This window comes from Pseudomonas matsuisoli (assembly GCF_014647635.1).
Lineage (GTDB): Bacteria > Pseudomonadota > Gammaproteobacteria > Pseudomonadales > Pseudomonadaceae > Pseudomonas_P > Pseudomonas_P matsuisoli.
Genome location: NZ_BMPO01000004.1, coordinates 73,400 through 92,859 on the forward strand (window position 1 = coordinate 73,400; position 19,460 = coordinate 92,859).

At 59.5% G+C, this 19,460-nt stretch carries 17 protein-coding genes; 6 read left to right on the plus strand and 11 right to left on the minus strand.

Going from position 1 to position 19,460, the window contains the following annotated elements; genetic code table 11:
• The first annotated feature begins 52 nt into the window (after positions 1-52).
• From pnuC to IEY47_RS09685, 4 genes are all read left to right on the plus strand, one after another.
• Positions 53-613, plus strand: a complete 561-nt coding sequence (gene pnuC / locus IEY47_RS09670; protein ID WP_188983024.1) for a nicotinamide riboside transporter PnuC — start codon at positions 53-55, stop codon at positions 611-613.
• A complete protein-coding gene (locus IEY47_RS09675) occupies positions 610-1,134 on the plus strand; it encodes an AAA family ATPase (protein ID WP_188983025.1) in 525 nt (174 codons plus the stop codon). The genes pnuC and IEY47_RS09675 overlap by 4 nt, the downstream gene beginning before the upstream one ends.
• A gap of 252 nt (positions 1,135-1,386) precedes the next feature.
• Positions 1,387-1,791: a hypothetical protein gene (locus IEY47_RS09680; RefSeq protein ID WP_188983026.1), complete on the plus strand. Its 405-nt coding sequence runs from the start codon at positions 1,387-1,389 to the stop codon at positions 1,789-1,791.
• A gap of 103 nt (positions 1,792-1,894) precedes the next feature.
• Positions 1,895-2,317 carry a GFA family protein gene (locus IEY47_RS09685; protein ID WP_188983027.1) on the plus strand — a complete coding sequence of 141 codons (423 nt, stop codon included), beginning with the start codon at positions 1,895-1,897 and terminating at the stop codon, positions 2,315-2,317.
• A 50-nt stretch (positions 2,318-2,367) separates the two neighbouring features.
• Here IEY47_RS09685 and yghU read toward each other — a convergent pair whose 3' ends face one another.
• Positions 2,368-3,210 (minus strand): glutathione-dependent disulfide-bond oxidoreductase, encoded by an 843-nt coding sequence (gene yghU / locus IEY47_RS09690; protein WP_188983028.1) that lies wholly within the window; start codon positions 3,208-3,210, stop codon positions 2,368-2,370.
• A gap of 326 nt (positions 3,211-3,536) precedes the next feature.
• Here yghU and glpT point away from each other — a divergent pair, with 326 nt between their 5' ends.
• Positions 3,537-4,889 (plus strand): glycerol-3-phosphate transporter, encoded by a 1,353-nt coding sequence (gene glpT / locus IEY47_RS09695; RefSeq protein WP_188983029.1) that lies wholly within the window; start codon positions 3,537-3,539, stop codon positions 4,887-4,889.
• A gap of 202 nt (positions 4,890-5,091) precedes the next feature.
• On the opposite strand, the gene IEY47_RS09700 is transcribed toward glpT, so the two are convergent.
• From IEY47_RS09700 to trpB, 7 genes are all read right to left on the minus strand, one after another.
• Positions 5,092-8,925 (minus strand): ATP-binding protein, encoded by a 3,834-nt coding sequence (locus IEY47_RS09700; RefSeq protein ID WP_229779355.1) that lies wholly within the window; start codon positions 8,923-8,925, stop codon positions 5,092-5,094.
• Positions 8,926-9,148: 223 nt separating this feature from the next.
• A complete protein-coding gene (locus IEY47_RS09705; protein WP_229779357.1) occupies positions 9,149-9,811 on the minus strand; it encodes an amino acid ABC transporter permease in 663 nt (220 codons plus the stop codon).
• A 4-nt stretch (positions 9,812-9,815) separates the two neighbouring features.
• A complete protein-coding gene (locus IEY47_RS09710; RefSeq protein WP_188983031.1) occupies positions 9,816-10,550 on the minus strand; it encodes an amino acid ABC transporter ATP-binding protein in 735 nt (244 codons plus the stop codon).
• Between the two features lie 16 nt (positions 10,551-10,566).
• On the minus strand, positions 10,567-11,214 hold the full coding sequence (locus IEY47_RS09715; protein WP_188983032.1) for an amino acid ABC transporter permease: 648 nt from the start codon (positions 11,212-11,214) through the stop codon (positions 10,567-10,569).
• A gap of 3 nt (positions 11,215-11,217) precedes the next feature.
• On the minus strand, positions 11,218-11,982 hold the full coding sequence (locus IEY47_RS09720; RefSeq protein WP_188983033.1) for a transporter substrate-binding domain-containing protein: 765 nt from the start codon (positions 11,980-11,982) through the stop codon (positions 11,218-11,220).
• A 361-nt stretch (positions 11,983-12,343) separates the two neighbouring features.
• Complete coding sequence (gene trpA / locus IEY47_RS09725; RefSeq protein ID WP_188983034.1) at positions 12,344-13,153, minus strand: tryptophan synthase subunit alpha; 810 nt, start codon at positions 13,151-13,153, stop codon at positions 12,344-12,346.
• On the minus strand, positions 13,150-14,370 hold the full coding sequence (gene trpB, locus IEY47_RS09730; RefSeq protein WP_188983035.1) for a tryptophan synthase subunit beta: 1,221 nt from the start codon (positions 14,368-14,370) through the stop codon (positions 13,150-13,152). The genes trpA and trpB overlap by 4 nt, the downstream gene beginning before the upstream one ends.
• A gap of 367 nt (positions 14,371-14,737) precedes the next feature.
• Here trpB and IEY47_RS09735 point away from each other — a divergent pair, with 367 nt between their 5' ends.
• Entirely contained in the window at positions 14,738-15,631 is an 894-nt protein-coding gene (locus IEY47_RS09735) for a LysR family transcriptional regulator (RefSeq protein ID WP_188983036.1), read from the plus strand.
• Positions 15,632-15,923: 292 nt separating this feature from the next.
• Here the strand turns inward: IEY47_RS09735 and IEY47_RS09740 are convergent, their stop codons facing one another.
• From IEY47_RS09740 to IEY47_RS09750, 3 genes are all read right to left on the minus strand, one after another.
• A complete protein-coding gene (locus IEY47_RS09740) occupies positions 15,924-16,727 on the minus strand; it encodes a helix-turn-helix domain-containing protein (protein ID WP_188983037.1) in 804 nt (267 codons plus the stop codon).
• A 170-nt stretch (positions 16,728-16,897) separates the two neighbouring features.
• Positions 16,898-18,130: an ethanolamine utilization protein EutH gene (gene eutH / locus IEY47_RS09745; RefSeq protein WP_188983038.1), complete on the minus strand. Its 1,233-nt coding sequence runs from the start codon at positions 18,128-18,130 to the stop codon at positions 16,898-16,900.
• 108 nt (positions 18,131-18,238) lie between these two features.
• Entirely contained in the window at positions 18,239-19,006 is a 768-nt protein-coding gene (locus IEY47_RS09750; RefSeq protein ID WP_188983401.1) for an SDR family NAD(P)-dependent oxidoreductase, read from the minus strand.
• Positions 19,007-19,460 lie beyond the last annotated feature (454 nt).

The following is a 19,460-nucleotide window of genomic DNA, read 5'->3' on the forward strand; positions in this document are numbered from 1 at the left end:
TAACCCCACGCACCTGTCGTATCCTACCCACCCCTGCCGATTACAGGTCCCCATGACCACCCTCGAACTCATCGCCTCCGCCCTCGGCGTGCTCGCTGTCTGGCTAACTGTCCGCCAAAACCCGCTTTGCTGGCCCATCGGCCTAGTGATGGTGTTGCTCTATGCCTGGTTTTTTGCCGAGGCGCGCCTGTATTCACAGGTCTTGCTCAACGGAATCTTCGCCGTCACGCAGGTGTATGGCTGGTGGAAATGGACGCATGGAAGCGGCGCCGGCGGTTCGCGCCCGGTGGTGAGTGCAACCGCCGAAGAAGTGGGCGGCGGGCTGGCTGCAGCGGTATTAGTGAGCATTGCGCTGGCGGTAGCGATGGGCTTTACGGAAGCCGCCTATCCCTGGCCGGATGCGACGCTCACCGCGTTCAGCCTGCTCGCTCAATTGTGGATGGCGCTCAAACGCTGGCAGTGCTGGCTGCTATGGATCGTGGTGGATACGTTGTACGTGGCGTTCTTTCTCTTCCAGAGCTATTGGCTCACCGCTGGGCTTTACGCGCTGTTCACCGCCTTGGCCGTCATGGGCTTACGCGAATGGCGCCAGTCGAAGGCTGCAACCGCATGAAGGTACTGGTACTCACCGGAGCCGAGTCGACCGGCAAGAGTTGGCTGGCCGCGCGGTTGCAGCAACGTTTTGGCGGAATTGCCGTTGGCGAGTACGTGCGCCACTTCATCGACAGAGAACAGCGCGACACCTCCTTGGACGACATTCCCGCCATCGCCCGTGGTCAGCTGGCATGGGAGGACGCCGCGCGCCGGGCAGCACCACCGTTACTGATCCTCGACACACATCTGCTGAGCAACATCATCTGGAGTCAGACGCTGTTCGGCAGCTGCCCGACATGGCTGGAGGATGAACTGCTCGCACGGCGCTATGACCAACATTTGTTGCTTTCGCCCGAAGGTGCGGAGTGGCATGCCGACGGCCAACGCTGCCAGCCGGATATCGCGCAACGCCAAGCATTTCATAACGCCTGCCGAAGCTGGCTCGAACGCCATCGGCAGCCGTTCGTTGAGATTGCCGGCGATTGGGCTAATCGCGAAGAGCAGGCCAACACGCAGGTGAGAGCGCTACTGGCGTCGTGAACAACGCCCGCACTGGATGCAGGCTTTACCGGATTACCATGCGGTAAACGGAAGAAGCCCTTCTGGATTCCATCCTGCAACGCGCGAAAGCGCGCCTACTCAGGATCAAAAAGCTGCGCTAGGAGGATTTATCCTCTTTCTGAACGCTCTCATTGAATGGCATCGATTACCTCGTGCTGAGCGAGCGCCGTGTCATCGACGCACTGGCGCCGGATACGCAAACGAAATCGTCCAATCGATAAGGGGAAGCGCATGGATGATCGTGGCTTTGTCTGGGCACATTTCAAGCTCAACGCCGAGCAGCGCCTACGCGGTTTCAACTTCTTCGTGGTGTTGGCGATCTTTGCCGATGGTGGGGTGCTGGCGGCACTGGAGCGTGGATTTTCCCCAGGACTTCTGATCTTGCTGGGCGCATTTACCGTGTTGCTGGCCTTGGTGTTCTGGCTTGTCGATGCACGCAGCCGACAGCTGTTGCAGCTGACCATCAAGGCGCTCCGCGAGATCGAGGCAGAATTTCCCGCAAGCTACCAGTTGTTCGCCAACGACGCGAAAGGACAGCACCCGATCATCAGCTACACCTTCGCCATTCGCGCCTTGTTGCTGGCGCAAATGGGGTTCGGGCTGGGGGTGGTGATCTATGGGCTTTACCATTGGTGACAACGCAGACTTGCCGCCCGCCCCCTGGGGCGCCGTTCCCGCCGGCACCGGCTAACGTGTGCACAAGACGTGTCTTCTTTATCACGTAACAGGATCGTCAGAGATGGCCACCGCATTCGAAAAGTCCGGTACCTGCCTTTGCCGCGCCGTACGTTTTTCCGTCCAGCTGGAGCATCGCCGGGTCACGGCCTGTCATTGCAGCATGTGCCGCCACTGGGGTAGCGGCCCGGCCATGACGGTCGACACCGCCCATCCGATTCGCTTCGAAGACGAAACGCACCTGAGCGTATACGACTCGTCGGAATGGGCTGAACGGGGATTCTGCGCGCTCTGCGGTACGCACCTCTTCTACCGGCTCAAGGCCGGCGGGTTTCATTCGATCTCAGTGGATGTGCTGCAAGGCGCGGAAGACTGGGCGTTTGCGGAGCAGTTCTTCATCGATGAACGCCCTGCCTACTATTGCTTCGCCAATCGAACGGAAGAGCTGACCGGACGCGAGGTGTTCGCGCGATTCGGCGGGGAATGAGCGGAAGGTGAACCGGCCGGCCCACCTCTGTACGGCTCACCGCTCGCGTATCAATCCAGATCCGCCGCGCTGTGGCGCTCGTGCGCCTGCTCGTCGTCGCTGCCCCACGTGCGATTGACCTTGCGACCGCGAATCACAGCGGGGCGCGCAGCGATGGCGTTGGCCCAGCGCTGGACATGGGTGTATTCCTTCACCGACAAGAACTCAGCCGCGTCGTAAAGATCACCGAGTGCCAGCACGCCGTACCACGGCCAAATCGCCATGTCGGCAATGGTGTATTCGTCCCCGGCCACGTAGCGATGCGTTGCGAGTTGGCGGTCGAGCACGTCGAGCTGGCGCTTGGCTTCCATGGCATAACGGTTGATCGGGTACTCAAGTTTTTCCGGTGCATAGGCGTAGAAATGCCCGAACCCGCCGCCCACGAACGGGGCCGAGCCCATCTGCCAGAACAGCCAATTCAGGGTTTCGGTCCGCGCAGGACCACTGGCGGGCAGGAACGCGCCAAACTTCTCGGCGAGGTGAACGAGAATGGAGCCCGACTCGAATACACGCACCGGCTCCGGCCCGCTCCGGTCGACGAGCGCCGGAATCTTCGAGTTAGGGTTGGCACCAACGAAGCCGCTGGAGAACTGATCGCCCTCGCCGATCCGAATGAGCCAAGCGTCGTATTCCGCGCCGGCATGTCCCAGCGCGAGAAGCTCCTCGAGCATGATCCCGACCTTCACCCCGTTTGGCGTCGCCAATGAATAGAGCTGCAGCGGATGCTTGCCGACGGGCAATTCCTTTTCATGCGTGGGGCCGGCGATTGGGCGATTAATGCTGGAAAACGTGCCACCGGACGATGCTTCCGGCTCCCAGACGCGGGGCGGCACGTAGGTTTTCGAATCACTCATGGCGGCTTCCTGTTTGGTAGGGTGAATAGCTCTAGACCACGATTATCAGGCAATGACTTGCCGCGGCGACCGCGGCATCTCCCGAGCGAACGACCGTATCGTTTTTCCTATCCGCAGAAGGGCGTGTGAACGTTGTTCGAACGCAACGGCTTTTCCCGACCAGGGATGGCTGTCCGACGGGTCAATCCACCTCCACTGATGTTCACTTACGAACATCACCACACCGATAACGATCGCTTTATTCCCGCCGAAAGGCAGTGCTCCGCACTGTAATGAAAATGTAATATTCGTTTCCGCACACAATAATAAATCGGAGCAACTCCCCTATGTTTGCGTTTTTCCGTCCTGCTGCGCATCAGGCGCCATTGCCAGAAGAAAAGGTCGACAGTACCTATCGCCGTCTACGCTGGCAGATCTTCGCCGGCATCTTCATCGGCTACGCAGGGTATTACCTGCTGCGTAAGAACTTCTCTCTCGCCATGCCCTATCTGATCGAGGAAGAGGGCTATACCCGAGGTCAATTGGGGCTCGCGATGTCCGCTATCGCGATCGCCTACGGTCTGTCGAAATTCCTCATGGGGCTTGTCTCCGACCGCTCGAACCCCCGCTACTTCTTGCCTTTCGGCTTGCTGGTGTCGGCCGGGATCATGTTCATTTTCGGTTTCGCACCTTGGGCAACGTCCAGTGTCGCCATGATGTTCATTCTGCTGTTCATCAATGGTTGGGCGCAGGGCATGGGCTGGCCGCCTAGTGGCCGGACGATGGTGCACTGGTGGTCGCAGAAGGAGCGCGGCGGTGTGGTGTCGGTATGGAACGTGGCGCACAACGTCGGCGGCGGTCTGATCGGGCCACTGTTCATATTGGGCATGGGCTGGACCAACGACTGGCACTCCGCATTCTACGTACCGGCTGCCGTGGCCTTGCTGGTCGCGGTATTCGCCTTTGCAACCATGCGCGACACGCCGCAGTCGGTCGGTCTTCCGCCCATCGAGCACTATAAGAAAGACTACCCGGAAGGGTACGACGAGACTCACGAGCAGGAATTCAGTACCAAGGACATCTTCGTCAAATACGTGCTGCGCAATAAGTGGCTGTGGTACATCGCGCTGGCGAACGTCTTTGTCTATCTGCTGCGCTATGGCGTCTTGGATTGGGCACCGACCTACCTCAAGGAGGCCAAGCACTTCGACGTGGACAAAACGTCTTGGGCGTACTTCCTGTACGAATGGGCCGGGATTCCTGGCACGCTGCTGTGCGGTTGGATGTCGGACAAGATTTTCAAAGGCAACCGCGGCCTGACTGGCATGGTGTTCATGGCGCTGGTGACGGTTGCGACACTCGTGTACTGGCTTAATCCGGAAGGCAATCCGACGGTCGATATGATTGCGTTGGTGTCGATCGGCTTCCTGATCTACGGCCCGGTCATGCTGATTGGCTTGCAAGCGCTGGAGTTAGCGCCGAAGAAAGCAGCGGGTACCGCGGCAGGTTTCACCGGGTTGTTCGGTTACCTTGGAGGCTCGGTCGCCGCCAGTGCGGCAATGGGTTACACCGTGGACCACTTCGGCTGGGATGGGGGCTTCGTGTTGCTGGTGGGTGCATGCATCTTGGCGATGGCCTTCCTCGCGCCAACGTTGCGGCACAAGCAAGTGGCGAGTACCTCACGCGCGTCTGAAGCGTAGAACAGCAAGCATCCAATCCGTTTGAAACGGTTTTGGGTTTTGCGGCGTTATCCAGTGAGGGCGACAAAAGCGGACGCCCGCCCCATCGCCCTACAGGTTAAAGCGCGATTGAATGCCCATCATCGCGCTACCTGATTCGAATGGCCCGTGTTCTACGGGCCTATTCGTTAGAGGTCGCGATAGCTTCCCGCCGGAAAAGCGCCTATCCCGCCGCTCGGCGCTCCTCGAGGATTTCCTTCACCTTGGTGCCAAGATCGTCGACGGAAAAGGGTTTCTGCAGCAGGTGCATGTCCTGTCCGAGGAACGTTTGCACGTCCATCGCACGTTCGGCGTAGCCCGTAACGAGCAGCACACCGATACCCGGACGCTGCTGGCGAAGTTGCTCGACGAGTTCGCGCCCGCCAAGCCCTGGCAGGCCGACATCCGAGATCACGAGGTCAAAGCCTGAGTCTTCCTCGAACAAGGCCAGGGCAGAGCCCGCATCCGCCGCGTCGCGCGTTCGATAGCCTAGGTCTTGCAGCACGTCGAGTACGAGCATGCGCACGCCCGGTTCGTCTTCCACCACCAGGATGCGCTCGCCCAAGCCATCAGGTGCGCGGGCTTGTGCCGGGTCCTCGGCATTCATGTTGCCGTCGTAGCGCGGCAAATACACGTCCACGCGCGTACCCTCGCCCACTACGCTGACGATGTCGACGTAGCCGCCGCTCTGTTTAACGAAACCGTACACCATCGACAGCCCAAGCCCCGTACCTTTGCCCTGTGGCTTGGTGGTGAAGAAAGGTTCGAACACCTTGTCCAGCAGCGGCTCAGGAATGCCACTTCCGGTGTCGGAAATACTGATCCTGACGAAATCCCCCTGCAGGCGTTCGCCAGTCATGCTCAAGCGCGGCGATGGCGCGTTGCGCGTGGTGATGGTTAGCTGACCGCCCTTCTCCATCGCGTCCCGCGCGTTGATGCACAGGTTGAGCACCGCACTTTCCAACTGATTGATGTCGGTACAGGTCAGCCAGATATCGGTGCCGAGCGCGGGCACCAGCTGGATGTTTTCCGTCACGGTGCGCTGCAGCAAATATTCCAGCTCGGTAACCAGTCGATTGACTTCGACCGGTTGCAGATCCAGCGACTGGCGACGACCGAAACTGAGCAAGCGCTGAGTGAGCGCCGCGGCGCGCTGCGCGGAGGCGGCGGCAGTACCGATATAGCGCTGGGCGCGCGTGTCGTCGGCACATGTACGGCGCTGAAGCATCTCCAACGCACCAAGAATGCCCGTGAGCAGGTTATTGAAGTCATGGGCGATGCCGCCCGTGAGCTGCCCGATGGCTTCCATTTTCTGGCTTTGACGCAGTGCATCCTTGGCTTGCTCAAGCTCCACGGCGCGCTCGCGCTCGGCCGTCACATCACGCGCGACGCAATAGAGCAAACCGCCTTCCGGCACCGCCGTCCACGATAACGTCCGGTAGTTGCCCGCACGGGTGCGGAAGCGGTTCTCGAAGTTGAAGGTGGGGACGCCCGCAGCAAGGTGGCTAACCTCGCTCCGCGTCTTGGCGACGTCGTCCGGATGCTCGAGCCATTCGGATGTCTTGCCGACCAAATCAGTAGCCGACCAGCCGAGCTGTCGGGTCCAGGCCGGATTCACGCTGATCCAGATGCCGTTTTCGTCCGCGATACCGATCAGATCATGGCTGTACGCCCACATCTGGTCGCGCTCCCGCGTCCGTTCGCGTACGCGTAATTCCAATACCTCGTTGGCTTGGCGCAGGGCATGCGCCGCCTCGCGCCGCAGCCGCGAAAGGCGCAGCACACCCTCCACCCGAGCGATGAGCTCGCGTGCGCTGAATGGCTTCACCAGATAATCGTCCGCACCTGCGGCGATGCCTTCGATGGACGCTTCCTCGCCGGCACGTGCGGATAGAAGAATGATCGGAATATCGCCCGCTGCCGGATCGTCCCGTAGCGCGCGGATCACGCCGAAGCCATCGAGCACCGGCATCATGATGTCCGACAGGACCAGGTCCGGCCGATCCTGTAACGCGTTATCCACAGCGGCGCGGCCATCCGCGACCGCCTGGACCTGATAGCCAGCCTCGACCAATAAGCGCTGCACGTAGGCGCGCATGTCAGCGTTGTCGTCGGCCAAAAGAATACGCTCGCCATGGCCGTGGGCCGCTGCCGGCGCATCATCGATACCCATGCTGCTCGCCGGCACCTCCGCGTCCGGTAACCAGCGCAAGGCTTCGGCAACGAAGGTATCGGCGCGGGTCGCGGTCGAGGCGAGCGTTTTTTCCGTTACCCCGCTTTGCGTCGGCAGATGCGCGTTCCCAAACGGCAAGCGCGCTTCGAAGACCGTGCCGACGCCAATCTGGCTGCGGACGCTGACGTCGCCGCCGTGCAATTGGGTGAGGTCCTTGACCAGCGCCAAACCGATACCGGTCCCTTCATGGGTGCGGCCGATCTGTCCTTCGATGCGGTGGAAACGGTCGAAGACCTTGCCCAGTTCGCTCTGTGGAATACCGACCCCGGTGTCGATAACACTCAGCACGGCGTATGCATCCTGCCGCACGAGGCGCACCTCGACGCTACCGCTCAAGGTGTACTTGAACGCATTGGAAACCAGGTTGAGCACGATCTTTTCCCACATTTCCTGATCGACCCAGACCGGATCGCCCAAGGGCTCGCATTGGATACGGAAGTCCAACCCGGCACGGGTCATGGCGGAGCGGAAGCTGCTGGCGAGTTCGGCGGTGTAGGCAGCCAGGTCAATCGGTAAAAAGCTGGCGCGCACCCGCCCCGCTTCGATCCGGGAGAAGTCCAGTAGCGTGTTCACCAGCCGCAACAAACGCTGCCCATTGCGCTGGATGAGCTCCAGCTCACCGCGCGATGCCGTCACGTTGCCGTCATGACCTTCCGCACGGGAAAGCAGGTCTTCCAGTGGGCCGAGCATGAGTGTCAGCGGTGTACGAAATTCGTGGCTCGCGTTGGAGAAGAATACGGTCTTGGCGCGGTCCAGTTCGGCCAGCTGTTCGGAACGCCGGCGCTCCTCCTCATAGCGCTCGACATTGGCGATTGCGGTGCTCAAGTGCGCGGCGGCCCGTTGGAACAGGGTGATGTAATCGGCATCGATACGGCGTCGCGGGCTGATGCCGAGAACGAGAAAACCGTGCGGCGCGTCCGGGCGCCCACTGAGAATGGGCACTACCAATGCCTCCACCGGCTTTTCCGGCCAAGGCGTTCCTGGCAGGCGTGTCGCGTGATCCGGCGTTAGGTCATGCACCGCGTAGGGCACCTCAAGTGCACGGTCGAACGACCAGGGCGTTGGATTCGCGTTAGGGTCGATGACAGCCGGGGCCAGGTCGGCGCTGTCCGAGATGCCATGCAGCGCGACGCGTTGAAGAAATCCAGTGGCCGGGTCGCGCAGATAAGCCAGGGAAAACGGCGATTCCTCGGGCACGTTGGATAACGCCCCAATCGCCTGGCTGCAGGCACTCTCGCGGGTCAGCGACGCGGACATGCACTCCGAGATCTTGCGCAGCAGACGCTCGCGACGCTCTGCGAGCACGCGATAGGTGGTTTCGGTCACGGCGGTGAAAATACCCTCGACCTGCCCGTCCTCGCCACGCACGGGGCTGTAGCTGTAATAGAAGTAGCACTCCTCCACGTAGCCAAAGCGGTTCAAAGGCAGTAGCTGGTCCTCGGACCAGGTCGCCTCGCCCTTGGCCATCACTTGGTCGAACATCGGGCCGATGATGTCCCAGATCTCCGCCCACACCTCCGGCCCCGGCCGTCCCAATGCCCACGGATGCTTGCGCCCTGGCACGGCGCTCCAGGCGTCGTTGTAGATCAGCGCACGGGTTTCGCCCCAGTAGAGCACCATCGGGAAACGCGACCCCAGACAGATGCTGATCGCCGAGCGCAGCGCTTGGGACCAGGTCTCGATTGGCCCGAACGGCGTCTGCGACCAGTCCTTTTCCCGCATCAATGCGGCCATCTCACCAGGGAAATCGAGGAATGTAAGACTGAGTGCGGAACTGGACTTCAAGGTGTCCCCTATGCGTCGGACGCGTGCAGGTGGCGAAGGAAAATCGGCGCGGACTATAGTGCGCGGCCAATCAATCGTCTCGCTCTTTTAGACGGCCGAACGCAGTAAGAGTTGAATGGCGGTCGCCAGCGATCGGGAAAAACGGATAGACGTTTGCCCCAGCCTCGAATAGGCCGGTCGCAACGCGCGGCGGGAACGTCCCCTTGTTCCAACCAAAGAGCGCTTAACGCCGCCCCGGCCAGTGGTTTCGGCGTTCGATGTATTGCGCGAAAAGGAATATGACGGTCGTGAGTATCAGATAAACGATCGCGGCGAATAGATACGCCCTGAAGAAATCGAAGTTACCTGCCGCCAACTCTTGCATACGCGCGAAGAACTCTGGGTATTGGACGAGAAAGGCAATAGAACTGTCTTTCAAGTTATAGATCACTTGGTTGGTCAAGGCCGGCGTCGAGGACTTCAACAGTTGCGGAAGAATGATGTACGCATAGACTTGGAGGCTTTTGAAGCCTTGAGCAACGGCCGCTTCTAGCTGACTCTTGTCCAAACCGTTGTAGGCGGTTAGCAGGTATCCGGCGTTATAGGCGCCGACATTCAAGGTAAAACCCAGCACCAATACTTCGAACGGGCTCAATCGCAGCCCCAGTGCAGGCAGCCCGTAATACAGAATGTAGATGATGCAAACGAGAGGCGTGCCGATAAAAAACGATTTATAGCCCTCGACCAAGCGCCTTACTGTCGCGTTGGCGTTCAATCCCAAAAAGAAGATCACGATGCCTAATAAAAAGCCCGTTATCGATATGACGACAGTCAGTTTTATCGTTGCCCAGAGACCGAGATAAATTAACGAGGACTGCTCGAAAAGGTCGCCATAGAACGCCGGCATGCCTTCATTCATAGCGCTTTTTGCCAAAGAACCAGTTCATCTCAGGAATCGCGGACGCCTTTGCTAAGTCGGCAACCGAACCTTGCGCGATGATCTTTCCTTGAAACATGAAAACGACGTTCTGGCTGATCTGATCCGCGAAAGCGATGTCATGGGTCACGCAAACAGTCGTGATGTTGCGTGCTTCCAATTTCTTGATCAGCAGGCTCACTTCCTGACTCATCAGCGGGTCGAGCGCCGAAGTGGGCTCGTCCAGAATGACGATTTCGGGTTGCATGACCAACGCTCTGGCCAGCGCGACCCGTTGTTTTTGCCCACCGGAGAGTTGCGCCGGAAATTTGTGCTCGTGGGCCGATAGATCGAAGTACGCCAATTCCCGGCGTGCCAGCTCGTTGGCCTGCTCGCGGCCATAGCCTTGTAGTTTCCGCAATGCGAGGGTGATGTTGTCCAGTGCGCTCAGGTGGCTATAGAGCGCGAAGTGTTGAAACACGAATCCAATCTTTCGGCGATAGAGGCGAATGTCGATTTCTTTACTCAACACACTTTCGCCGTGAAACAGGATTTGGCCCTGGTCGGGCCTCTCCAGAAGATTGAGGCAACGGATCAAGGTCGTCTTCCCACAGCCCGACGGCCCCATGATGACGAGCGTACCGCCGGTCTCGATGGTCAGATCGACGCCGTTCAAGACCACGTGATCGTCGAACCGCTTTACCAAGCCGATCGCTTGCAGAATCGCCATTCCGATATTCCCGCTATCACTGACTTCTGTGCGGCGAGCCGATTCTGCCGATGATCAGTACGAAGACTTTGTAGATACAAAAATAGAGCAGCCCCACGATGAGATAGATATTCACGCCCAGCAGGGTGGAAGCGGTAAGTGCCTTCGCCTGCCCAAAAATCTCGGGAATACCCACCGTGTAGGCAAACGGTGTGCTTTTGATGATCGCGGTAAGTTCGTTCGTCATGCCTGGTACGGAAAACCGCAACATCTGCGGAAATTCGATAGACGTGATGATCTGTAACGGCGTGAAGCCCATGGCACGGGCAGCCGCTATTTCATTCTCATCGACGGAATCCAGCGCACCGCGAAAGACTTCCGAGAGATAAGCCGCACCAATGACGCCTAGGCTCAAGTTCATCGCCAGCAAAGGTGACGGGCTAATACCCACGCTAGGCAGTCCGAAATAGATCAGAAACAGCAGGACCAGTACCGGGATCGAACGTACGACGAAGACGAACAGGCTCAGGACGCGACCAACGTTGCGATGGGTCAGCCGTCGCAACGCGGTAATACCCAAGCCCAGGGTAAAGGCGGTCATGAAACAGGAACCCGCGACATAGAGGGTGTATTCCACGCCTCTTAGCAGCAATCCAATTAGGGTTAAGAGTTCATCCTCGACCATGAATCATGACTTCAACCATTTGTTCATGATGGCTGCCAGTTTGTCCGGCCCGAGTTCTTTTAGATAAGCGTCGAAATCATCGCGAAGCGGTGAGCCTTTCTGAAACGCAAACCCCAGATGATCGACGCCCTTGAAGGCGTAGCTGATCGTGATAGGTAACTTCTGTTTGAACTTGTAGTTGAGATATACCGGCTCTTCGATGAATGCCAGATCGAGATTGCCATTTCTCAAATCAGCAACGACTTCGTTGTATGACGGATACAGCTTCGCGTCCGCGACGCGGTACAACCCCTTGGGTTCGAGATCGCTTTTGATCAAATCGGAATAGGCCATCCCGCGGGGATATCCAATGCTGTATTGCTTTAATTGCGTCAGGTTATCGAGCGTCAGACTCTTCGACTCCAGGCTCACCAGATTGAAGGAGTTCTCGTAGTACGGCATCGAGAAGTCCATGACGGCTTCGCGTTTTGCAGTGATCGAGATACCCGAAAACGCGACATCGGCTTGCCGGCTCGCCACCGCGCCTAGCATTCCATCCCATTCGTATTCTTTGATCTCCAACTTGCATCCGCGGGATCTGCAATAGTCGTTGAAGATCTCGAGGTCGACGCCTTGCAACTGCCCGCTCTTGTCTTTGAAGAGCATGGGCGGTGAATTAGGCGAAACCGCGATGCGGATTGTCTTCCCTTGCTGCGCCCCGTCCGCGTTGGCACCCATGGCTACGGCGCTAAGCACCACTGCCATCAGCATCTTCATCAGCTTGCTCATACCTAATCGACCCTCATCGATACAGTCCTACAAAGGCGGCACGCACTGCGGGTATGCCTTCATGCGCTAGGCCGGCCCGTGCGGTCTTCCGCTGACGAGGTGCGATCCAGGCCTGATGATCGTGCCGATGCTGTCGGTGTGAGTGGAATGAAGATTCGCGCCGGTTCCATTGCGGGCGGATAAAACGAACGGGCGGATGAACGACGTTGATGGAAAAGGCTTCGCCGTTTTCCACCCTACGTTTTCAGGTTTGGCTTCCCGAGACTCGTAGGGTCTCGACCGCAACGACTCCCGTAACGCGCGGGCGCAAAAAAAACCGCTGCCTGTTAGGGCAGCGGCTTTTCTGTGTGGCGATGCTTGCCTAGCGGCGGGCGCTGCGTACGCCTTCAGCCAATTGACTGCACAAGCTGAGCACGCCATCGATGGCATCGGCGCGCTCCTGCGTCTTGGCGATCTGATCGACCAGTGCCGAGCCAACGACGACGCCGTCGGCCAGACGCGCGACATTGGCCGCGTGTTCCGGCGTGCGAATGCCAAAGCCGATGCAAACGGGCAAGTCGGTATGGCGACGCAGTCGAGAAACGGCCTGCTCGACGTGTTCGAGCGTCGCGGCACCGGCACCGGTCACGCCAGCGACGGAGACGTAGTAGACGAAGCCCGAGCTGCCGTTAAGAACGGTCGGCAAACGTTTGTCGTCCGTGGTGGGTGTGGTCAGGCGAATGAAGTCGATACCGGCCGCCTGGGCGGGGTCGCAGAGGTCGGCGTTGTGCTCGGGTGGCAGGTCCACAATGATCAGACCGTCCACGCCCGCGGCTTTTGCGTCTTCGATGAAACGCGGTACGCCGTACTTGTGAATCGGGTTGAAGTAGCCCATGAGCACCAGCGGCGTGGCGGTGTCGTCGTCACGGAAGGCGCGGACCATACGCAAGGTGGCGGCGAGGTCCTGCTTGTTCGCCAACGCACGAATGTTGCCGAGCTGAATGGAAGGGCCGTCCGCCATGGGGTCGGTGAACGGCATGCCCAGCTCGATGACGTCGGCGCCCGCCTTCGGCAGGCCCTTGAGGATTGCGAGGGACGCGTCGTAATCAGGGTCGCCCGCGGTGACGAAGGTCACCAGGGCCGCGCGGTTCTGTTCCTTGAGTTCGGCGAAACGGGTTTGCAGACGGCTCATGCCTGGCTCTCCTTCTCTACGGCATCACCCAGGTGGTGCATAACGGTTTGCATGTCCTTGTCGCCGCGTCCGGACAGGTTGACGACCATCAGGTGATCCTTTGGCAGCGCAGGTGCGCGTTTGAAAACCTCGGCCAGCGCGTGGGAGGACTCCAGCGCGGGAATGATGCCTTCCAGGCGGCAGCACTGGTGGAACGCGGCGAGCGCCTCGTCATCGGTGATCGACGTGTACTCGACGCGGCCGATGTCGTAGAGCCAGGAATGCTCAGGGCCAATGCCGGGGTAATCGAGACCTGCGGAGATCGAGTGGGCGTCGATGATCTGGCCGTCGTCGTCCTGGAGCAGGTACGTGCGGTTGCCGTGCAGTACGCCAGGAACGCCACCATTGAGACTGGCCGCGTGCTTGCCGGTTTCCACGCCGTGGCCGGCCGCTTCGACGCCGATGATCTTGACGCCCGCATCATCGAGGAACGGGTGGAACAGGCCCATGGCGTTGGAGCCACCGCCGATGCAGGCAACGAGCGAGTCGGGCAGACGGCCTTCCTGTTCCTGCAGCTGGTCGCGGGTTTCCTTGCCGATCACGGCCTGGAAGTCGCGCACCATCGCGGGGTACGGGTGCGGACCGGCAACGGTGCCGATGATGTAGAAGGTGCTGTCGACGTTGGTTACCCAGTCGCGCAGGGCCTCGTTCATCGCATCCTTCAGCGTGCCGGTGCCGGCGGTGACGGGGACGACTTCTGCACCCAGCAACTTCATCCGGAAGACGTTGGCCTGCTGGCGGTCGATGTCGGTGGTACCCATGTAGATCACGCACTTCATGCCAAAGCGCGCGGCAACGGTGGCCGTGGCCACGCCGTGCATGCCAGCGCCGGTCTCGGCAATGATGCGCTGCTTACCCATGCGCTTGGCCAGCAGGATCTGGCCGATGCAGTTGTTGATCTTGTGCGCGCCGGTGTGATTGAGCTCTTCGCGCTTGAGGTAGATTTTCGCACCGCCGCAGTGCTCGGTCAGGCGCTCGGCGAAGTACAGCGGGCTCGGACGGCCGACGTAATCACGCTGGAAATAGGCCAGCTCCTTGGCGAACTCGGGGTCCCCCTTCGCCTTTTCGTACTCGGCGGCAAGGTCGTGGATCAGCGGCATCAACGTCTCGGCCACATACTGGCCACCGAAGCTGCCGAACAGGCCCTTGGCATCAGGGCCGCTGCGGAATGAAGTCATGGATGTGCTCCTTTGGAGAAAGGGTTGGCGGCGAATGGGTGCTCTACTAAACGCTAATGGCCTACAAGCTGGTCGCAGCCCGGCTGATCGCCAGCAAGCTGGCTCCTACACAAGCAACGAATTACCTGCAGGCTTCGTGGGAGCCCAACGGGCTGAGCGCAGCTGCGGGCGACCCAGAGCGATCAAACAACGCCATGTAGGAGCCAGCTTGCTGGCGATCGTTGCGCTCAAGCCAACCTACATGGCTGGCCCTTGCCACCGCATTCGCGAGCAAGCTCGCTCCCACCTGATTAGCCTTTATCCTACGCCTGTCAGCCCTGATGAAAAGCGATAAGATCGCGTCAACCTGTCAGGAAATCTCACAGATATGTCTCGCGAACTGCCCTCACTCAACGCCCTACATGCTTTCGAAGCGGCCGCCCGCCTACAAAGTGTAAGCGCAGCGGCAGCTGAGCTTCACGTCACCCACGGCGCGGTCAGCCGGCAGATTCGACTCCTGGAAGAAACGCTCGGCACCGCCTTGTTCGTCAAGGACGGGCGCGGCGTCAAACTCACGGATCCCGGCGCCCGACTACGAGATGCAACGGGCGATGCCTTCGAACGGCTGCGCACCGCTTGTCAGGAGGTGAAGCAACGCAGCGTCGACGCGCCCTTTGTGCTGGGTTGCCCCGGCAGCCTGCTGGCGCGCTGGCTCATTCCGCGGTTGGATCGATTGCAGCGCGAACTGCCGGACCTGCGCCTGCAAATCTCCACCAGCCAGGGTGAGCTTGATCCACGCAGTCCGGAAGTGGACGCCACTCTTCTGTTCGCGGAAGCACCTTGGCCGGCAGACATGCACGTATTCGAATTGGCCCACGAACGTATAGGCCCGGTGCTCAGCGCAAGGCACCCGCGCTTCGAAGCGTTGCTGAAGACCTCGGCCGCAGGTCTACTCGATGAGGCATTACTGCACACGACCTCGAGGGCGCAGGCCTGGCCGCAATGGATACAGGCCAAGGGGCTCGACGCTGAAGCGCTCAAGCTCGGCCAGGGCTTCGAGCATTTGTACTACCTGCTCGAAGCCGCTGCAGCCGGACTTGGCGTGGCCATCGCACCCCAACCCCTCGTGGCCGACGACCTCCGCGCAGGACGGCTGGCCGCGCCTTGGGGATTCGCGGATACCAATGGACACCTCGCATTGTGGGTATCCCAACGCCGACAGGATGGACGCGCCGAACGCTTGGCGCAGTGGTTGAAGGATGAGCTCGGCGAGACGGCATGATGCCCCTTCTCAAATGGCTAGCAGCTACACACCGCCGAACCTGTAAGGTGGCCGCGCTAGGGCCGTAGGGCGGGTACAACCCGCGCGCTGTCCAAGCCCGGCGATCCGTCACGTCACCGAACGGCGCTATGAACAGCCATTACCGTAGGGGCGGCTTTAGCCGCGAATCCCGTGTCGTCGCCACGCGACTGGCATCCGGGTTAGCACCCGGGCTACGAAGCGCATTTTAGACCGCGGTATCACGCGGCTAAAGCGGAACGCCACCCGGCCGCCCCTACAGGACCTTCCGAACTCAAGCAGGCTTCGCCAGATAATCGATAAACAGACGAAACAGTTCAGCGTTGTTGGCAATCCCGAGGCGCTGATAGATGTTGTGCTTGTGCACCTTCACCGTGCCCTCGGAAATGTTCAATAACGATGCAATCGAACCACTGCTGTGTCCTTGCAAAATCAGCTTGGCGATATAGCGCTGCGTCTCGGTCAGCTGTCCTTGAAGGATGTCGACGAATGCGTCTTCCAACCGGACATCGACGGGCGCCGCCCCGCTAAGGACCTCACGGTAGCGAAGCCGTACGTGCAGGTCGAAGACGGACGCAAACAGCGGCTCCAGGTCCGCCAACACCTGCATCTCCCATTGCGTGAATGGACCGCTGTCAAGGTTGCGCATGAACGAATAGACGATCGCGACCTGTGAACGAATCGGAATGATGAATCCAACTTCTTCGACCAGCGCGCCGTGCTCCGACGATACGCAGGGATGGATATCGCGGGAGATCGAAAACCCCGACGAGAAAAAGCTGTCCGGCGCCAGTTCGCTCATTCGCCACAGCCCTGCGGGGTGATCGTTCACGCAGGCCACATAGAATGGATCGAGCAGATAGCCGCCACGAACATAGGCATCCAGCGTTTTAACGGGTACGGAGCCGTTGTAACCGTTATGTACCAGGATCGCGTTGTGATTGAAGCGAAAGAGATAGCCGCAGCTCATATCGAACGCGAGCCGCTGCCCCAACGCGGCATCGATGCGCGCGCCCAGCTCATCGGAGCCAATGGCGGCAATGATCGCGGACAGCGTTTTCGAATCTTCTGCCTTCATCGTTCGTAACGCGGATTTAGCGTGAAATGAGCCACTGAGGCGCGGCCTGGCGGCAATGTAAGGTGGACACGTTAGCGCTCGCTTTCAGAAAACGCGAGCGATGGCACCAACGCGCGTCGCTCCGGCGCGTCAGAAGGTTTGCCGGAGCGATGGGCAGCTCGACGATCGAATCAGACCAACTGGGGCGATGTCCGGAAAAGCCCTTCAGCCTCATCCTGGCGTCCCAGCTCGATCGCCTTGGGCACCGCTAGCCAGTAGGCTAACAGCATGCCAAGCAGGCCTCCGCTAAGCTTACCGATGATCAATGGCAGGATGACCGAAGGCTGGAAGTTGGCCGAATAGGCCATGTGATCGCCGAAGGTAAAGGCCGCGCAGACCGCAAACGCAATGACCAGGACTTTGTCTTTCGGTGGCATTTCCGCTACGAGCCGGAACATCGCCAGCACGTTCGCAGAGGCCGCGAGCATGCCCGCGGCACCGACCGGCGACAGCCCCATCAGCGCAGCGACTTTCTCGATGGGTTTGGATAGAAAGCGTTTGATCAGATAGACCATCGGGAACGCACCGCACAGCATGATCCCGACATACCCCGCGATTTCCAGTGCGCGGAATTGATCCTCGGCATCGGCAATGATCGGCGCGAATCCCCAGCCACCGAACACCGTGCTGAAAAATTGAGTGAAGTACTCCACGACCGACGCGACCAGGACCAAGGTCACCGCCGCGTACATCAGCTGGCCGAGCTTGAGGAACAGGTACACCATCAGGTTCGGCAGGTAACGCAGCGCGGCTGCCAGAGCGATACAGAACAGGATTAGCGGCATTAGGTTCTGGATCAACAACGGCAGCGTGAAATTCAACGCCTGAGTCGCCGCACCGCTGGTGGCGATATCGGGGCGCACGCCAAGGCCAAGCGCCTGCATGAGCATGGCGATGACGACGATACTGATCGGGATACTCAACAGGCCCGCCATGATGCCCAGCGCCATGTATTTGTGGTCCAACTTGGCGAGCATCGCCAAGCCAACCGGAATCACGAAGATGACCGTCGAACCGGACTGAAACCCGGTGATCAGACCAAGAATCCAGCCTTCAGGGCTTTGCGCTAGCTCGTGCGCCAGGTGGTAGCTACCCAAATCCGATGCGATGAAGATCGCACCTGCGATGCCAGGATCGGCGCCCATGGCGAGGAAGATCGGTCCGATGAACTGACTGATAAAGCTGGAAATGAACGGGATGGAGGCCATGATTCCCGCGACGGGAATGAAGATCGGGCCAATGCTGTGAAGCCCGGCGGTGAACTCCTTGCCGAGTTCGGATTCGGGATCATAAATGGAGGCGATGGCACCAATGACCGCGCACACCATGATTACGTAAACGACATATGTGCCGATGTTTTCCATTTGCTGCCTCTTCGTGTTGTAAGAGCTCTGGTATTGGCAGAATTGAAAGACGAATCATGTAATTGATTTTATTGAATAAGTTATTTTTATAGCGGGACTTTGGCCGCGTCAGATGGCGGTGTAGGCGTTATCCACGAACAGGTGCGTGCCATTAACGAAACTGGCCTCGTCGCTGGCAAGGAACAGGGCTGCAGCGGCCACTTCTTTGGGATCGCATAACCGCCCTTGCATGGCAGCGATGCTCTCATCCGAAACGTCGACACCAAAGCCGCGCAGCAGCTCCAATTCCCGTTGGCCATGAGCCGTGCCGATGAAGCCCGGGCATACGGCGTTGCTACGAATGTTCTTGTCTCGATACTCCACCGCGATGCCGCGCGCGAACATGTGGCAAGCACCTTTGGTGGTGCAATACAGCACTTCCATTGGGGTACCGACCACGGCGGAAATCGAGGATGTACAGACGATGCTGCCGCCACCGGCCTCGATCATTTTTGGCAGCACGGCTTTGGTCACGAGAAACATGCCCTTGACGTTGATGCTCATCAGGCGGTCCCACTCGCCTTCGCTGGTCTCCAGAAACGGTCCTGCGGAGATCGTACCGGCATGGTTGATCAGCACCGTGATCGCTCCGAAGTGTTCCTCGGTCCGACGCACTGCTCGATCGACCTGCTCGGCGCTGGAGACGTCAGCCGCAACGAAAAGCGCCTCGCCCCCCTCAGCGTTGATGCGTGCAGCCAGCGCTTCGCCCTGGCTGTTAGGCAGATCGAGAATGGCGACCTTCGCTCCCTCTTTCGCGAACAACTCGGACGCGGCGAGACCACATCCTCCCGCGCCACCAGTGATCAAGGCGACTTTGCCAGTCAATCTCCCCACGATCGGTCTCCCAGTTCAATGTAAGCAATGATGTCTTGGCTGAAACTAGGTCGCAGGGGGAAGCCATGTCCATATATCGACCGATATACTCGACTCAAGTTACTGATTTTTAGGATAAAAAATTTACAATTACTTGCCGGCGCTTCATAAAAAACCGTCACTCTAGGGGCGGCGGGGCGGCCTTCCGCTTTGTCCGCCAAGACGACTGAAGCGGGACGCGACACGGTCGCCGCTACAACGGTCTTATGTTGTGGGCGGGTGCAACCCGCGCGTCTTCTGTATCCGCCGACCCGGTGCGCCACCGAGTAGCGTCATCGACAGATTCGCCACACGGGCTTATCTCATGTCCTAGAGGACCGCTTGGCAAACGCGAAGGAACCTGACGCACATACCCGCCTTCATAACCCCATGAGAAGTGCAACGAATCGTGTTGTGACGGCGCGCACTGGCCAGCCGT

Bases quoted from the DNA above. Each gene is read 5' to 3' on its own strand.
- IEY47_RS09685 (WP_188983027.1), top strand. From the start codon at position 1,895: ATGGCCACCGCATTCGAAAAGTCCGGTACCTGCCTTTGCCGCGCCGTA.
- IEY47_RS09705 (WP_229779357.1), bottom strand. From the start codon at position 9,811: ATGCCGGCGTTCTATGGCGACCTTTTCGAGCAGTCCTCGTTAATTTAT.
- IEY47_RS09720 (WP_188983033.1), bottom strand. From the start codon at position 11,982: ATGAGCAAGCTGATGAAGATGCTGATGGCAGTGGTGCTTAGCGCCGTA.
- eutH (WP_188983038.1), bottom strand. From the start codon at position 18,130: ATGGAAAACATCGGCACATATGTCGTTTACGTAATCATGGTGTGCGCG.
- IEY47_RS09675 (WP_188983025.1), top strand. From the start codon at position 610: ATGAAGGTACTGGTACTCACCGGAGCCGAGTCGACCGGCAAGAGTTGG.
- IEY47_RS09740 (WP_188983037.1), bottom strand. From the start codon at position 16,727: ATGAAGGCAGAAGATTCGAAAACGCTGTCCGCGATCATTGCCGCCATT.
- IEY47_RS09715 (WP_188983032.1), bottom strand. From the start codon at position 11,214: ATGGTCGAGGATGAACTCTTAACCCTAATTGGATTGCTGCTAAGAGGC.
- IEY47_RS09710 (WP_188983031.1), bottom strand. From the start codon at position 10,550: ATGGCGATTCTGCAAGCGATCGGCTTGGTAAAGCGGTTCGACGATCAC.
- glpT (WP_188983029.1), top strand. From the start codon at position 3,537: ATGTTTGCGTTTTTCCGTCCTGCTGCGCATCAGGCGCCATTGCCAGAA.
- yghU (WP_188983028.1), bottom strand. From the start codon at position 3,210: ATGAGTGATTCGAAAACCTACGTGCCGCCCCGCGTCTGGGAGCCGGAA.
- IEY47_RS09735 (WP_188983036.1), top strand. From the start codon at position 14,738: ATGTCTCGCGAACTGCCCTCACTCAACGCCCTACATGCTTTCGAAGCG.
- trpA (WP_188983034.1), bottom strand. From the start codon at position 13,153: ATGAGCCGTCTGCAAACCCGTTTCGCCGAACTCAAGGAACAGAACCGC.
- pnuC (WP_188983024.1), top strand. From the start codon at position 53: ATGACCACCCTCGAACTCATCGCCTCCGCCCTCGGCGTGCTCGCTGTC.
- trpB (WP_188983035.1), bottom strand. From the start codon at position 14,370: ATGACTTCATTCCGCAGCGGCCCTGATGCCAAGGGCCTGTTCGGCAGC.
- IEY47_RS09680 (WP_188983026.1), top strand. From the start codon at position 1,387: ATGGATGATCGTGGCTTTGTCTGGGCACATTTCAAGCTCAACGCCGAG.